The following is a 15,052-nucleotide window of genomic DNA, read 5'->3' as shown; positions in this document are numbered from 1 at the left end:
GAGCGTATGTCAAACTATTGACATGATGCAAGACGATGCCACCCGCACTGTCGGCTATCAGCTCAAGCGGGTCCAGGCCGCCCTGCGGGCCGCCATGGACGGCGCGTTGCGCGCGCACGGGCTCACCACGCCGCAGTACGTGTGCCTGGAGCTGCTCGGGCGGCAGCCCAGGCTGTCGAACGCGGAGCTGGCCCGCGGGGCGTTCGTGACCCGCCAGTCGATGAACGTGGTGCTGCGCAACCTGGAGGACGCGGGGCTGGTGTCACGGCCCTCGACGGCGCCGTCGGGGCGCGCGCTGCCCACGCGGCTGTCGGCGGCGGGGGAACGGGTCCTGGAGGCGGCCAGGGCCGACGTGCTGGCGATCGAGCGCCGGATGACGGCCGGCCTGGACCGGGCTCAGACGGAGACGCTGCTGAGGCAGCTCGACGACATGGCCGACGCCCTCTCCGGCCAGGGCTGACCGCCGCGGGGCACGTTCCACCCGGCCCGCGGCGGCCGCCCGGGTGTCAGCGGACGGTCTCGACGCGGCCCGCGGCCGCCAGGGCGACGCCGATGATGCCCGCCTGGTTCTGGAGGGCGGCAGGCACCACGGGCGTGTCGAGGTGCACGTGCGGCAGGAACTTCTGCGCCTTCTTGCTGGCGCCCCCGCCGATCACGATCAGCGACGGCGAGAACAACATCTCGACGTGGCGCAGGTACTCCTCCACCCGCTCCGCCCACTTCTCCCAGCTCAGGTCGTGCTTCTCACGGGCCCGGTCCGAGGCGTGGTGCTCGGCCTCCCTGCCGTTCAGCTCCAGGTGCCCCAGCTCGGTGTTGGGCACCAGCACCCCGTCCACGAACAGGGCGCTGCCGATCCCGGTGCCGAACGTCAGCACCAGGACGGTCCCCCGCCGCCCCCGCCCCTCGCCGAGGCTCACCTCGGCCAGACCGGCGGCGTCGGCGTCGTTGAGCACCGTGGCCCCGCCGAACAGCCGCGCCGCGTCGACGCCGACCCAGGAGCGGTCCACGTTGGCGGCCGTCTTGATCACGCCGTCCACGACGACTCCGGGGAAGGTGACCCCGACCGGACCGGTCCAACCGAAATGCCCGGTGATGGTGCGCACCACCTCGGCCACCGCGTCCGGCGACGACGGCTCGGGGGTGGGGATGCGCAGCCGCTCTTCCAGCAGCTCACCGGCCTCTGTGTCGACCGGCGCGCCCTTGATGCCCGAGCCGCCGATGTCGATGCCCAGCACGTTCATGATCCTCTATCTACCCCGCAGGCGCGAAAAACTCTAATTCTGGACCCGGCTGAACCCCGCCTCCTCCCTCCGCGTATCTCGCGTCACAAGCGCTAACTAGGAGGCAACGGATGCGGCCACGCATCATCACACTCTGCGCTGTTGCGGTCGTCTTGGGAGCGACTCTCACCTCTCCCGCACACGCCACCACCAGGACGCGATTCGACGTCATCAACCTTGTGTCGGACGTTCAGGGCAAAGCCCCGGTCACCGACCCCAAGGTCGTCAACCCGTGGGGCCTGGCCATGGGCAAGACTCTGTGGGTCTCGAACACCGGCACCGGTAGCGCCACCGTCTACTCCGGCACGGGCAAGAAGGAGAAGACGGAGGTCGCCATCCCTGGCGGAGCCCCGACCGGCCAGGTGTTCAACCCCGGTGAGGGCTTCACCGTCAAGGGCAAGCCCGCCACCTTCATCTTCTCCAGCCCGAGCGGCGCCATCAGCGGCTGGAACGCGGAGGTCGACCCGGCCAACGCGATCATCGCGGCGTTCACCCGCGGCGCCGACTACAAGGGGCTGGAGCTCGTCCAGACCGAGGACGAGGCGTTCCTGCTGGCCGCGGACTTCGCCAGCGGGCGCATCCACGCCTTCGACGAGGACTTCAGGCGCATCCCGCTGGGCCGGTCGCAGTTCAGGGACCGGGCGCTGCCGAGGGGCTACAACGCCTACAACGTGGCGGTGGCCAACGGCAACATCTGGGTCGCCTACGCCCTGCGCGACCCGAGCACCGGCAAGCCCGTCTTCGGCAACGGCAAGGGCTTCGTCAGCCGCTTCAACGCCAGCGGGCGCCTGACCGGCCGCATCTCCCGCGTCGGGCTGAACGCCCCCTGGGGGATCACCGCCGCGCCCGAGGGCTGGAACCGGAGCGAGTACCGGAACGCGCTGCTGGTCGGCAACTTCGGCGACGGCACCGTCCACGCCTACCGCAGCGGCCGGCACCTGGGCTCGCTGCGCACGTCCGACGGCAAGCCGATCGTGCTGCCCGGCCTCTGGGACCTCGAGCCGGGCACCGCCGCCACCGGCGGCGAGAGCTCGCTGTGGTTCTCCGCCGGCATCGACGGCACCAAGCACGGCCTGATCGGGGTCATCGCCCCGCAGGGCACGAAGGTGAGCTCCAACGGTGCGGCGAGCACGCCGTCGAGCAGCCCGACGCACCCCTCGGGCCACCGGTCGAGCGCCCCGAATACCCAGCCGCCCTCCCAGAATCCCTACGGCGGGTACTGACAGGCGCTCTGTCGCCGCCGCCCCCTGGCCTGGCGAGAAGCGCAGCTCGCCCAGCACGGCGAGGGGGCGGCGGTCCATCCAGCGAGACAGCCTCCGGAGTCCTCTAGAGTCCGGGATCATGAGTGAGCAGACGTTCAGCGAGTGGCTGAGGCAGCAGTGCGAGCCCGAGTGGACGGCGGTGGTGACGCACCCGTTCGCGACGGCCATCTGCGAGGGAACGGCGGCCGGCGATGAGATGCGGCGCTACCTGGAGCAGGACTTCCAGTTCGTGGACTCCTTCACGGCACTGCTCGGCGCGGCCGTGGCCGCCGCCGACACGTTCGAGGCGCGGGTGCCGTACGGCACGTTCCTCGGGCAGGTGGCGACCACCGAGGAGAAGACGTACTTCCACCGGGCGCTGGCCGAGCTGGGCGGGCGGACCGAGGTGCCGCTGGAGCCGGTGACGGCGGCGTTCAGGCGGCTCATGGACGAGGTGCGGGTGTCGCAGGACTACCTGCTGATCGCCACCGTGCTGTGCGTGGCCGAGTGGTGTTACCTCGGCTGGGCCTCGCGGGCGGCCGAGCCGCTGCCGGAGAGCTTCGTGCACCGCGAGTGGATCGAGCTGCACGAGGGCGCGGAGTTCCGCGCCTGGGTGGCCTTCCTGCGCGGCGAGCTCGACCGGCTGGGCGAAGGGCTGGGCGAGGAGCGGCGCCGGGAGGTGCTGGACGTCTTCCGCCGGGCCGTGGAGCTGGAGCGGGCCTTCTTCGACATGGCCGCCGGCTAGCCCAGGACGTCGGCGAGATCCTGAAACGTCCGGTAGTGGATGCCGGTCATGCCCAGAGCCCTGGCAGCCTCCACGTTCGGCAGCCGGTCGTCGACGAACAGGCAGCGCCCGGGCTCGGCCCCGGCCCGCTCCGCCGCGATCCGGTAGATGCGCGGGTCGGGCTTGGCCACGCCGACCCTGGCGCTGCTGACCACGTCGTCGGCGAAGTACGTCAGCCCGAGCCGGTCGATGTGCTCCTCCAGCGTGTCCATGGCGTTGGTCACGATGATCACCGGCACCCGCTCCTGCGCCCTGGCCAGCAGCCCCTTGACCTGCTCGTCCACCCAGAAGCCGATCTCGATGAACTCGGCCACGGCCTGCCGCGCGCGCTGGTCACCGCCGAGCGCCGCCACGATCGACTCCGCCCACTGCGCCTCGGTGACGTGCCCGAGCGTCGGGGGCAGGATCAGCTCGGGGTCGAAGGCGGTCTTCATCAGGGGCAGGCCGTAGCGGGCCTCGATGTCGGCCTGGGCGGCGTGGTCGAAGTGGCGCAGCACGCCGTCGAAGTCGGTGAGAACCGCGTCGAAGGGGAACACGGAACAGCATTCTGCCTCACACCCGCACCCCGGGGTCCCCGCCACAGGCATCGGGACGACCCGCGGCACTACCATCTCCGAGACAGGATTCGGTATCGGAACGGTAGGGCATGAGCGATCATCGGCTGCCACGCGAGCTGGGCCCCCTGTTCGCCGACGGCGGCAGGGGGCGCAGGCTGCCCGTGGCCTTGCCTCCCGGTGACGTGGTCTGGCCGGATCCCGGCTACACCGGGCAGGGGGTGCCGGCGCGGCCGGCGTTCTGGATGAGCGACGAGCCGGTGACCGGCGCGGACTGGACGCTGCTGCGCGAGTGGCATGCGCACAGCGGCCTGTGGCCGCTGCTGCTGGACGAGTCGGCGCAGCCCTGGAGCGTCGGGCAGGTCGTGCCGGACGACCCCCGCCAGATCGACCACTTCACCGCCGAGGGGTTCATGGCGGAGGTGTGGCAGGAGTGGGTGGCGCAGATGCCGCCCGACGCGCTGGAGGAGCTGGACCCGTACGGCGCGCTCTGCCCGGGCCTGGCGGCGCCCGGCGTGCTGAAAGCCGAGCCGGAGGCGGTCGCCGACTGGCTGGCGGGCGAGCTGGCGGCCAGGGGCATGCCGCTCGGCCTGGTCGCGGCGGGCCGGGGCGCGGACGCGCTGGCGGTGATGGGCTGGCAGGGGGCGCTGCACCACAACGAGTGGATGGTGCCGATGGCGGCGGTGGTGCGGAGCTGGGAGGACAGGTTCGGGGCGCGGGTGGTGAGCGTCGGGTTCAACACGCTGGAGCTGAGCGTGGCGGCGCCGCCGGTCGATCCCGAGCACGCGCTGCACGTGGCGGCCGAGCACTGGACGTTCTGCCCGGACAACGTGGTGCAGGGGCCGGGCGATCTGCAGGGGTACGCCGACCAGATCGCCGGCCGTCACGTGTGGTCGTTCTGGTGGGACTGAAAGTGGAGGTTTTACGCTACCTTTAGCTTCCGTGCCATGGGGAGATCTGACGCCGGAGTTACTGCACTCCTCCGTCTGGGCCGACGGGCTGGTGGAGTCGGCGGGCATCCCCATCTTTGACATACCGCTGGTCTCGGTGGGCGGCGGCCTGGGCTCGTTCACGCTGCTCGACGTGCTGCGCGTCCGCGGCGTGGCCACCTCCGCCATGCGGGTGCTCTCGACCAGCGACTCCCCCTGGCAGACCTGGGAGTACCTGACGCGGGTCTCGCAGCTCCCGGCGCACGAGCGCATCCGCTCCGACTCGGGCGCGCGGCCCGACAACATCTGGGGCTTCCCCTCGTACGCGGTGCAGGAGGCCTGGCAGGAGCGCTCCGTCGGGCCGCTGTTCCAGGTGCTCACCGAGCCGATCGGCAGCGACTTCTACAGCCCGCGGGCCGCGCTCGTCATGCGGAGCGTGCAGCGCGAGGCCGACCGCATCGGCTACTGGGAGATGCTGGCCAAGGGTCAGGTCCGCATGGTCAGGAAGCGGCTGGGCGGCGGCTACTTCACCGTGCTGACGCCGCCGGCGGGCAGCGGGCCGACCAAGCGGGTAGCGCTGCGCTCGCGGTACGTGCATCTGGCCGTGGGGTATCCGGGGCTGAAGTTCCTCGACGACCTGCAGGAGTTCCGGCAGCGGCGGGGCGAGCGCTATCGCGTGGTGAACGCGTACGAGCCGCACGAGCACGTCTACGACCAGCTCAGCAAGCGTCCCGGCGTGGTGGTCGTGCGCGGGGCGGGGATCGTGGCCTCGCGGGTGCTGCAGCGCCTCATGGACGACAGGGAGCGGTACGGCCTGCAGACGCAGATCGTGCACCTCTTCCGCACGTTCGTGACGGGCGCGCACGGGCCGCACGCGTTCATGCGGCGCAAGGGCGGCGACGGGTGGGCGTACCAGGCGTTCACGATGCCCAAGTCGGCGTTCGGCGGCCAGCTCAAGGCGCAGTTCCGCAAGGCGTCGCCGGAGCGGCGGGCCCGGCTGGCCGCGCTGGTGGCCGGCACCACCACGCCGAAGCTGGCCCGCTGGCAGGCGCAGATGCGCCGGGCCAGGCAGGGAAGCTGGTACCACCCGGTGCACGCCGAGGTGGAGCGCATCGACCAGGCGCCCGACGGCCGGCTGGTCACCCACACCCGCAGCGTGAGCTCGGCGCCCATGCAGTACGTCTCCGACTTCATCATCGACTGCACCGGCCTGGAGGCCGACATGCCGGAGCACCGGGTGCTGGCCGACCTGCTGCAGCACGGCGGCGCCCGCCCCAACAAGGCGGGCAGGCTGCAGGTGGGCCCGAGCTTCGAGGTGCTGGGCACGGAGAACGGCGACGGCAAGCTGTACGCCTCGGGCGCGGCCACCGCGGGCAACCACTTCCTGGCCGTGGACAGCTTCCTCGGCATGCAGACCGCGGCCCTCGACATCGCCGACGACCTGGCCAGGCGGGGGTTCTGCAAGGGGCTGGGGCCGATCAGGTCGGTGTCGCAGTGGATGAAGTGGGCGGCGAACAGGAGACCGGCTTGATCCCGACGCTCGCCGGGCGGGTGCAGACCCGGCTGTTCGTGCTGGCCACGGTGGGGGCGGTGCTGACGGCGCTTCTCGGGGCCGTGCTGCCGATGTCGCTGCGCGACGCGTTCGTGATGCTGCTGGCCGTGGCCGTGGTCGGCGTCGGCTGGGAGCTGCTGTACCACCTGCTGATGCAGTTCCGCTGGGACAAGGACTGGCCGACGCTGTTCGGGCTGGTCACGGTGGTGCCGGAGGGGCTGCTCCTGTGGGTCCTGCTCGATCTGAACCTGGTGCCGGGGGTCGAGGGGCCGGTGTCGTTCTGGGCGTTCGCCGTCATGTTCGGGGTCGTGTGGATCGGCCAGTGGCTGTTCGTGAACGGGCCCATGCGGGTGCTGTTCGTGCGGTGGCGGCTGCGGGGCGGCCGTCTGTTGTGAGAGGGGCCGGCTCCGAGATCTACCCGACCCGGGTGCGCTCGCGCGGCTCCGGGCCGTCGGCGGGCGTCGGCACGTTCGGCGGCGTGACCCCGGGCGGTCAGGGGATCCGGGCCACGGCGCCGTAGTTGCCGGACGCGCTGGGCTGATCGGTACAGGTGGTGTCGTGGTCGTCGGGCCGCCATTCCGGGACCCACACCAGCCCCGGCTCTACCAGCACCAGACCTTCGAGCAACGCCTCGACCTCCTCCCGGGTGCGAATCGCGTGGCCCGGCAGCGTCATGGCCAGCAGGTCGTGAATGGCCGGCAACAACTCCGCCGGAATGGCGTCGAACGTGGTCTGCATGACCGACAGGTAACTCCGCTCCGGGACCACCTGCCGAATCCGTTTGATCACGTAATGGAAGTACTCGTCGTCGTTCAGGCTGTGGGTGGACAGCAGCAACACGGCCATCGGCCGGTCCCAGTCGAGGAATGTCTGCAGCACCCGGTCGTCGAGGACGTCGTCGATCTCGCGCACGTCGCCCTCCACGACGCGGACGAGGTCGGTGACGGGCTCGATGGTCGCCCTCGCTTCGGCCAGCACCATGGGGTCGTTCTCCACGTAGACCACGCGCGGCACCGAGGCGCTCAGGGCGTCGCGGGCCACGTCGTGCAACTGCCTGCCCGGTGGCAGGCCGCTCGGGACGCCGCTTCCGACGATCACGAACTGGTCCACACCCTCGCTCGCCAGATGGCGGACCACACGGCGTAAATATTCGAGCACGGCCCTGGCGGCCGTCGTCGTGATGGGTGCGGCCTGATCATAACGGCGGATGACATCCCGGTCCGCCACGAAGTTGTTCTTCCCGCCCGCGGCGGCGTCGAGAATACGAGTGACACGCGCTTGGGTCATCTCCAGCATCGCCAAGTTTCGGATGGCACGCTGACGCATTGAGTGTTACCCCTTTCCCCTCGCCCACTATCTCGGGAAAAGCTGATCCTTTCGGACCCCACTCGATGACCCAGACCATATGATCCTCGCCCCACGGCGGATGACAACCGCGAAAGCCATTGATTATGGATATACCTACGTAACCATTCGTTGGTACAAACCGGCGAAGAGATCAAATACCCAGAGAACGCGAAAGCTTTTCGCGATGGTGATTGAGCATCTCGAAGGTCTCGTCGCGGGTGGTCGTCGTCACCGACAGCTTGGTGAACGCCTGGTGGAAGGCCTCCACGGCGGCCGCGTCGGTGATCAGCACGTCGGACTCGATGCCGTGGGCGCAGGCGATGTCGGGCTCGAAGGCCTCGGAGAAGCGCCACAGCGTGAACGGGCCGGTGCGCGGCACGTACGCCGGATCCTCCATCGGCACCACGTGCAGCGAGACGTTGGGCCGCTTGGCGTGCTCGATCAGCACGTCGAGCTGGCGGAGCTGGACGTGCTGCCCGACGATCGAGCGCGTCAGCACGCTCTCGTCGATCACGGCCCACAACACCACGCCGTTGTCGCGGGGCACCGCCTCCTGGCGGGCCAGCACGAGCGCGAGCGCCTCCTCCACCGTCTGCTGCCCGAGCGTGGCGGGCCCGGCCACGGTGATGGCGGCCCTGGCGTACTCCTCGGTCTGCAGCAGCGGCGGGACGAACTGGTTGTGGTAGGTGCGGATCACCGTGGCGCGCCCCTCCAGGGCGTAGCCGGTGGCCAGCCAGACGGGCACCGACTGCGCGTCGTACCAGGCGGCCTGGCGCTCGCCCCTGGCCAGCGAGAGCACGTACTCGCGGATGGGGGGCACGCAGACGCCGTAGACGGTCAGCAGGCGCTCGACGGTGATGGGCGCCGGCGCGATGCGGCCCTCCTCGATGGCGGGGATCGCGGCCGCGCCCCTGCCGATGGCGGTCTCGACCTGCTCGACGGAGAGCTGCGCGGACAGGCGCAGGCCGTGCAGCCGCTTGCCCAGCGCCCGGCGCTGCGGGCCGCTCAGCGGCGCGACCGCCTCGGGGATGTCGGCCGTCTGCTCGGGCTCCTCGGGCAACCCCTCGGCCTTGCGGGCCAGCTCGATCACGCCGCGTAGCACGGACAGCGAGCTCTCCGACAGCCCCGAGGCGGACAGGCCGGTCGTGGCCGCGCGCAGCTGCAGGTCCTCCACCGAGCCGGACTCGAGGTAGTCGTCGCCGACCAGCCAGCCGACGCTCACCTGCAGGCATGACGCCAGCGCCCTGAGCACCTGGAGCGTCGGGTTGGTCTGCTTGCCGGTGCGCAACTGGCTGACGTAGGCACGGGTGATCGGGATGCCGGCCTCCGTCAGGGCGGAGGCGACCTGCGCGCCGGTGAAGCCGCGCTTGGTCAGCGCGAGATCGAGCCGCTCGGCGAAGTTCGCCACGGCACACCTCCTTGCCGCCCGTGAACATTGTCCAGCGTAAGGGACGCGGGCCCCACTGTCCCCTGCCATGCGGGCAAGCTCTGCCACGCAGGCAGGTATCAACTTATGCGCAAACTGTCAGTTGACATAGCCCCCCTCATAAGCGGACTATCGGTTCACGTGGTAACTGTGACTTAACAGTCTCAGGGTTCTGGAGAGATCCCCCTGCGAGGAGGTGGCCGGACGTGACCATGGATTCGACCTTCCTGGACGGCCCGGCCGTCCCTGGTCAGGAGCGGGTGGTCCAGCGCATCTGCGCCCGCGTGGCGGGACCCGTGGCGGGAGCCGGCGTGCACGTCGCCGGCCTGCCTCTGGGCGGGGTCCAGGTCTGGCTGGACGACCCCGGCCACCGCTGGCGCTTCTACCACCGGATGGCCCGCGAGCTGCGGCTGGCGGGCTGGCACACCGAGACGGGCCCCGATCGGCTGCTGTTGCTCGGGTGGAGTGCGGTCTGCCTGAGCCACCGCGTCAGGATGCTCGGCGCGGCCCTCGCGGGCCGGCTGGCGGACTTCGACAAGACGGCGTTCACCGCCGTCATGGTCGCCACCCGGCTGCGTCACGAGGGCTTCCCCGCCGTGGAGCTGCCCGTCGAGGTCGAGGCCCACTGCGCCGAGGAACTGCGCTGGCCGGCCAGGCTGGCCGACCTCGACGGTCTCGAACGGCGCTCGTCGCTGGAGCCCCTGCGGCTGAGGCTGGCCCAGGTGGCCGGCCTGGAGGCCAAGGTGGGCCGGCGCTGCGGCGAGCATCTCGCGCTCGCCTCCAAGGTCGCGCGCATGGTGGCCGGCGGTGCGGGACCGGCCCGTACGCGCGCGGCAGGACCCAGAGCCGGGCTGACGGAGCGCATGGTCTGCGTCAGCGTTCCGAACGTGGCCGAGAGCGCGGTGACGGCTCGATGAATCTCCCGGCCCCCATCTGCCTGGGCGCGACGGCGGTCATCCCGTCCGCGTCCCGGCACCCGCTGCCACCCCGCGGCGCACGGCCGCCGGCCTCTCCCGGCCGGCGCGGCCCGTACGCGGCCCGCGTGGCAGCCCTCCCAGCGCCGGCCCCGGCGCTTCCCCACCCCCACGGCACCGTGCGGCACGTGCCCGACATAGTCGGCGCGGTGCTGACGGCCAGCGCGGTAGCGGCTGGCGTGCTGGCCGTCTCGAGGGGTGGCGACTGGGGCCGGCTTTCTCACCGCCCGCAGGGTCGCGTACGCGCGTACGCCGTCCTGCCGCTGATCTCGTGGCGGCGGCGTGCCCGCGACCCGCGGCGGTTTCGCGGCTCCCCAGGAGCCGCCACGAAGGCGGCGGCGCCTCCGGCCATGCCGGTCGTCCGCCGCGTCGGGCTCGGCAGGGTCGTCCACGGCGGTGCATCCGGCCTGGACGGCACCATCGGCACGACAGCGAAGCCGGGCGGGCCGATCGCCGTGACGGGCGCCACGGTGCCGATCGGCCGGCCACCCCTGCGGGGGCCGGTGCCCGGGCACGCCCGCGTGCTCATGGCCGTCCTGCCGGCCACCGTTCTGCTCGCCGCCACGGCGCTGGTGCGGGTCGCCGGGGCGTCGGAACGTCAGAACGGACCTCGATCCCGACGCGCGGCCGAAGAGGGGCCGGCGATGCCCCGCCGGCTCCTCGCCGAGCCGCGCGCACGTCTCGACCGGGCCGGGACCCGACCGGCCCGCCCCGGAGATCCACCCCGAGTAACCCACCCGCTGTAAATAGGAGCCAGACCATGCTCACCGACGAGTTGCGCAGGCAACCGCACGAAGTCCACGCGCGGGGCGTACGGCCCGGCGCGCCGCCACCGTCCTGGGGCGGGGAACCGCGAGGCGAGGAACAGGCGGCGGGATCGGCGCGCACCGTGCACCGGCTGCGCCGCATCCGGCAGGTGTCCGTCGAAGCCATCACCGAGATCGACGAAGCGCTACGGCACCGAGCCCACTGACCCTCTCTCTCGCCTTCCCGCACAGGAGGACAAGACCATGCGCACCGTCCGGGGCACACGATGAGCCGCCGCAGGGTCGGCGTGCTCGTGGCACCCGCGAACCCGTCCGCGGAGCCCGAGCTCACCCGGCTGCTCGGCTCGCGGGCCGACATGCACGTCGCCCGCCTCCCCGTACGGCTGGGGCCGTCCCTGGCCGACCGGCTGGAGAGCTACAACGCCGCCATGCCCGCCATGATCGGTGCGTTCGACGGCCTGCGGCTGGACGCGATGGTCATGGCCTGCAGCCAGCCCCGCTACCTGCTCGGGCCCGACGAGGACCGCGAGCAGTGCGCCGAGCTGACGGCCGCGACCGGGGTGCCGTTCGCCACCGCCACGCTGGCCACCCGCGAGGCGCTGGAGCACGTCATGGCGAGCGACATCGTGCTGGTCTCGCCGTACCAGCCGTGGGTGACGGACCTGGCGGAGCGGTTCTGGAAGACGGCCGGGCTGAACGTCACCCAGGTCGTCCAGGTACGCGCGCCGGACGGCTACTCGCCTTACGGGCACACGCCCGCCTCGCTGGTCAGCCAGGTCGAGCTGGCGGAGCCGCCCGGTGACGCCGTGCTGCTCTTCACCGGCACCGGGCTGCCCACGCTGCCCGTGCTCAGGCCGCTGACCAGCGGCAACGACCGGACCTTGCTCACCTCGAACCTCTGCGTGGCCTGGTGGGCCCTGTCCAAGGCCGTCGGCCGGCACGTGACGCTCAGCCGCGTGCCGTACCGCCGCCACCACATGGCGGCCGCGGCGCGGATGGGAGGCAGGCCATGAACGGCGTCATCGTGGTCGGCGCGGGACCCGCCGGCCTGACCGCCGCTCTCTCCCTGGCCAGGGCCGGGATCCCGGTCACCGTGCTGGAGCGCGAGAACGAGCTGCCCCGGCAGGCGCGCGCCTGCACGTTCCACCCCGCCACGCTCGACCTGCTGGACGACCTCGGCGTGGCGGCCAGGCTGGTGACCGCCGGCCGGGTGGTGGACCGGGTGCAGTGGCGCGACCGGTCGGGGATCGTGCTGGCCGAGATGGGCATGAACCGGCTCGACGGCCTGACCAAGCATCCGTTCAGGATCCACGCCGACCAGGCCTCCCTGACCCCGCTGCTGCTCGCCGCCCTGAACGTCTACCCGGACGTGGACGTGCGGTTCGGCACCCGCGTGGACGGTGTGGCGGAGGGCGGCACAGGGATCCGGGTCCGCGTCGGCCACACCTGGACGCGGGCCCGGTACATGATCGCCGCCGACGGCGCGCACAGCACCGTGCGTAGCTCGCTGGGCCTGCCGTTCCCCAGGTCCGCCTACCCGGCGCAGGCGCTGCGCGTGTTCACCGACTCGCCGCTCGACCGGCTGCTGCCGAGCCTGGCGCCGCTGACGTACGTGCGGGACGTGCAGCAGTCGTGCACGCTGCTCGGGCTGCCCGACCACTGGCGGATCATCTTCAAGATCCCCTGTGACACGCACGAGCCGCTGTCCCCGTCGAACCTGTCCCTGCTGGTCCGCAGGGCCCTGCCCGGCGCGGGCGAGCCGATCCGGATCACCGGCGCCGACCGGTTCGGGCTGTCCAGGGGGGTGCTGACCTCGTACCGGTGCGGGCGGGTGCTGTTCGTGGGCGACGCCGCGCACCTGACCTCCACCGTCGGCGGGCTCAACATGAACGCGGGCATCCACGACGCCGCCGAGGCCGGCCAGGTGATCGCGGCCGTGCTCGGCGGCTACGCCCGGCCCGCCGCGCTGGAGGCGTGGGCCTGGCGGCGCCGCTCGGTGCTGCTGCAACGGGTGATCCCGCGCGGCGAGACCCGGCTGGCGGGCGTGCGCGAGCGCGACAGCGCCCGGCTCGCGGCGGCCATGGCCGGGCTGCGGGCCATCGCCGGGGACCCGGACGCCACGCGCGCCTACCTGGCGCAGGCGTCGCTGCTCGACACGCCGAGCTCCGCATCCGCCGATTCGGCCGGGAGGACCTGACCCCGGGACCCGTGGCCGCGTACCGAATGGAGGAGGTGACACCGGATGTGGCGAACCCTGTCAGACGACGCACGCCAGGCCATTCGTGACCTGTGCGACAAGCACGGAGCACGCCTCTACGACTACTGCCGCACCGAGCTGGCCGCGGGCGACGCCGAGCAGGCGGTCGCCGGGGCCGCGATGACGGTGCACCTGTACGCGGACCGCGTGGTGGATCCGGCCCTGCGCCGGCCCTGGTTGTACGCGGTGGCCAGAGCCCATCGGGCGGTCGTCGCCAAGCCCGCGAGCATCGGCTCGTGGTCGCGGCCCGGCCGCATGTCGGAGCTGCTGCCCGAGGCGCTGCTGTCCCTGGAGCGCCCGCAGCGCGAGCTGCTCGACCTGTCCGTACGGCACGGCCTGGCCGACAGGGAGCTCGCCGCGATCTTCGAGCTGCCCGAGCCCGAGGTACGCGCCATCGTCATGCGGGCCGCGGCGGCCCTGGAGGAATGGTTCGCCGCGATCGTCGCCGCCCGCTCCCGCGACGGGTGCCCCGAGCTGACGGCACGCATGGCCGAATGGGTCGCGGCCCCGGGACGGCGGGCCAGGGCCAGGATCGGCCGGCACATCCAGTCCTGCGCGAGCTGCCGGGCCGCGCCCAGGACCATGACGGCGGGGGCGCTGCTGCGCCGCCTGCCGATCGCGGCACTGCCCGGCACTCTTCCCAACCGGCTGGCGTTGGCGCAGCCGTTGCCCGGCGAGGGGCCACTCTGGCGGGCCGACGGCTTTCCTGTGCAGGCCCGCACACTGGTCGAGACCGGCTCCTCGGCGCCGGCTCCACCGCTCGCCGACGCCACGCCGCCCGCCCCGGTCGCCGGCCCCACGACGGCGACCCCGGGAAAGCCCTGGTCGGCGGCGGGCGCGGCTGCCGCCGACCAGGAGCACCCCGGCGCCGAACGGGAACGGCGCGGCCCCGACCCCGAACGCCCGGCCGCTGCCGCTCCCGGGCATCCGGGCGCCGACCTGGAAGGCCCTGGCGGTGGTCTGGGGCATCCCGGCGCGCCGGCCGTGCGCGGGCGGCATCCGTTCACGCCGCCGAGCCGTACGCGGCCCTTCCGCGGCGGCGTGTACGGCGACAAGCTCGTCTACACCACCGCCATCAAGGGCGAGAGCAACGGCACCCACCACAACGGCGCGATCGTCCGCTACGGCGGCATCACCCTGTCCGCCCTGGAACAGTCGCCGGACGGGGGCGGCGCGCAGTGGCAGGAGTTCTGGCAGCCACCCGCGGACGACGACGATCCCGAGCCCGGCACCCCGATCAGGGCCGTGGCCAGGCTCGGGCTGATCCTGGGCGTGGGCCTGCTGGCGGCGGGCCTCATCTGGGCCGTGCTGAACGCCCAGGCCCACCCGGCCACGCTCACCAAGGCCGCCGCGCAGACGAGCGTGCCGCCGGAGGAGCCCTCGAGCTGGGTCGCCGAGGCCACCACCGACAGCGCTGCGGGGTCGGCGCTGAAGTCCGTGCCCAGGAAGTCCACCCTGCCGCGGCCCGCGCCGCCGGTGGCCCGGCTGTCGCCGTCGTCGTTGTGGCTGGGGCCGGAGCGCGGCGGGAGGTTCTCGCTGTCGTGCACGGGCCGGTGCGAGATCACCTCGGTCTCCGGCACGAACGGCATCGCCGTCACCGGCACCCGGTTCCGCATCCGTTCCCCTCAGGACCCCTGTGACCTGGAGCCCGGCGTGCACCGCGGGAAGATCGCCGTCCAGTGGACCGGCCGCGCCACCGGCGACGGGCGCACCACCGGCGGCGCCACGACCGGCGGCGGGACGCTGACCATGAACGTGGCCTGGACGGTCGGCCGCTCCACGGACGACCGCGTGCTGATGGCGGACGGCCGCGTGCTGACGGTGGACGCCGATCGGTCGCCGCGCCGCTGCGGCTGACGCCGCGGGGGGCCGGTCACCGCGCACGCGCGGGGACGACCCCGGCATGACCCCCGCCGGAGTACGGCGAGGGTCATGGGATGG

Annotated in this window: 16 protein-coding genes; 12 read left to right on the top strand and 4 right to left on the bottom strand. The window is 72.4% G+C overall.

Annotation, left to right across the window (positions count from 1 at the left end; translation table 11 throughout):
* Positions 1–22: 22 nt before the first annotated feature.
* Positions 23–460: a MarR family transcriptional regulator gene (locus AB0I79_RS07075; RefSeq protein ID WP_357868127.1), complete on the top strand. Its 438-nt coding sequence runs from the start codon at positions 23–25 to the stop codon at positions 458–460.
* A gap of 46 nt (positions 461–506) precedes the next feature.
* On the opposite strand, the gene ppgK is transcribed toward AB0I79_RS07075, so the two are convergent.
* A complete protein-coding gene (ppgK, locus tag AB0I79_RS07070; protein WP_357868124.1) occupies positions 507–1,241 on the bottom strand; it encodes a polyphosphate--glucose phosphotransferase in 735 nt (244 codons plus the stop codon).
* A gap of 218 nt (positions 1,242–1,459) precedes the next feature.
* On the opposite strand from ppgK, the gene AB0I79_RS07065 reads away from it, so the two are divergent.
* Both AB0I79_RS07065 and AB0I79_RS07060 read left to right on the top strand, forming a co-directional pair.
* Entirely contained in the window at positions 1,460–2,503 is a 1,044-nt protein-coding gene (locus AB0I79_RS07065; RefSeq protein ID WP_357868121.1) for a TIGR03118 family protein, read from the top strand.
* 118 nt (positions 2,504–2,621) lie between these two features.
* On the top strand, positions 2,622–3,266 hold the full coding sequence (locus AB0I79_RS07060) for a TenA family protein (protein WP_357868118.1): 645 nt from the start codon (positions 2,622–2,624) through the stop codon (positions 3,264–3,266).
* Here the strand turns inward: AB0I79_RS07060 and AB0I79_RS07055 are convergent.
* On the bottom strand, positions 3,263–3,841 hold the full coding sequence (locus tag AB0I79_RS07055) for an HAD-IA family hydrolase (protein ID WP_357868115.1): 579 nt from the start codon (positions 3,839–3,841) through the stop codon (positions 3,263–3,265). The two genes, AB0I79_RS07060 and AB0I79_RS07055, sit on opposite strands and share 4 nt — an antisense overlap.
* A gap of 110 nt (positions 3,842–3,951) precedes the next feature.
* On the opposite strand from AB0I79_RS07055, the gene AB0I79_RS07050 reads away from it, so the two are divergent.
* From AB0I79_RS07050 to AB0I79_RS07040, 3 genes are read left to right on the top strand one after another with little or no spacing between them, the layout of a single operon-like run.
* Positions 3,952–4,770: a DUF4253 domain-containing protein gene (locus AB0I79_RS07050; RefSeq protein WP_357868113.1), complete on the top strand. Its 819-nt coding sequence runs from the start codon at positions 3,952–3,954 to the stop codon at positions 4,768–4,770.
* A gap of 31 nt (positions 4,771–4,801) precedes the next feature.
* Complete coding sequence (locus AB0I79_RS07045) at positions 4,802–6,319, top strand: hypothetical protein (RefSeq protein ID WP_357868110.1); 1,518 nt, start codon at positions 4,802–4,804, stop codon at positions 6,317–6,319.
* Complete coding sequence (locus tag AB0I79_RS07040; protein WP_357868107.1) at positions 6,316–6,735, top strand: hypothetical protein; 420 nt, start codon at positions 6,316–6,318, stop codon at positions 6,733–6,735. The genes AB0I79_RS07045 and AB0I79_RS07040 overlap by 4 nt, the downstream gene beginning before the upstream one ends.
* Positions 6,736–6,832: 97 nt before the next feature.
* Here AB0I79_RS07040 and AB0I79_RS07035 read toward each other — a convergent pair whose 3' ends face one another.
* The gene (locus AB0I79_RS07035; protein WP_357869638.1) at positions 6,833–7,636 is read right to left on the bottom strand and encodes an SAM-dependent methyltransferase; all 804 of its coding nucleotides are present in this window, start codon (positions 7,634–7,636) and stop codon (positions 6,833–6,835) included.
* 202 nt (positions 7,637–7,838) lie between these two features.
* Positions 7,839–9,095 (bottom strand): Scr1 family TA system antitoxin-like transcriptional regulator, encoded by a 1,257-nt coding sequence (locus tag AB0I79_RS07030; RefSeq protein WP_357868104.1) that lies wholly within the window; start codon positions 9,093–9,095, stop codon positions 7,839–7,841.
* A 224-nt stretch (positions 9,096–9,319) separates the two neighbouring features.
* Here AB0I79_RS07030 and AB0I79_RS07025 point away from each other — a divergent pair, with 224 nt between their 5' ends.
* The 6 genes from AB0I79_RS07025 (at position 9,320) to AB0I79_RS07000 (ending at position 14,968) form a co-directional block, all read left to right on the top strand.
* Complete coding sequence (locus tag AB0I79_RS07025; RefSeq protein WP_357868101.1) at positions 9,320–10,030, top strand: hypothetical protein; 711 nt, start codon at positions 9,320–9,322, stop codon at positions 10,028–10,030.
* 185 nt (positions 10,031–10,215) lie between these two features.
* A complete protein-coding gene (locus AB0I79_RS07020; protein ID WP_357868098.1) occupies positions 10,216–10,833 on the top strand; it encodes a hypothetical protein in 618 nt (205 codons plus the stop codon).
* Between the two features lie 14 nt (positions 10,834–10,847).
* Positions 10,848–11,060 (top strand): hypothetical protein, encoded by a 213-nt coding sequence (locus tag AB0I79_RS07015; RefSeq protein ID WP_357868096.1) that lies wholly within the window; start codon positions 10,848–10,850, stop codon positions 11,058–11,060.
* Positions 11,061–11,120: 60 nt separating this feature from the next.
* Positions 11,121–11,867 (top strand): hypothetical protein, encoded by a 747-nt coding sequence (locus AB0I79_RS07010; protein ID WP_357868093.1) that lies wholly within the window; start codon positions 11,121–11,123, stop codon positions 11,865–11,867.
* A complete protein-coding gene (locus tag AB0I79_RS07005; protein WP_357868090.1) occupies positions 11,864–13,051 on the top strand; it encodes an FAD-dependent oxidoreductase in 1,188 nt (395 codons plus the stop codon). Before AB0I79_RS07010 ends, AB0I79_RS07005 begins: the two co-directional genes overlap by 4 nt.
* Positions 13,052–13,096: 45 nt before the next feature.
* Complete coding sequence (locus AB0I79_RS07000; RefSeq protein WP_357868088.1) at positions 13,097–14,968, top strand: hypothetical protein; 1,872 nt, start codon at positions 13,097–13,099, stop codon at positions 14,966–14,968.
* Positions 14,969–15,052: the final 84 nt, after the last annotated feature.

Source organism: Nonomuraea sp. NPDC050202 (assembly GCF_040656115.1).
Taxonomy (GTDB): Bacteria; Actinomycetota; Actinomycetes; order Streptosporangiales; family Streptosporangiaceae; genus Nonomuraea.
This window is presented reverse-complemented; position numbering and strand designations above follow the sequence as displayed.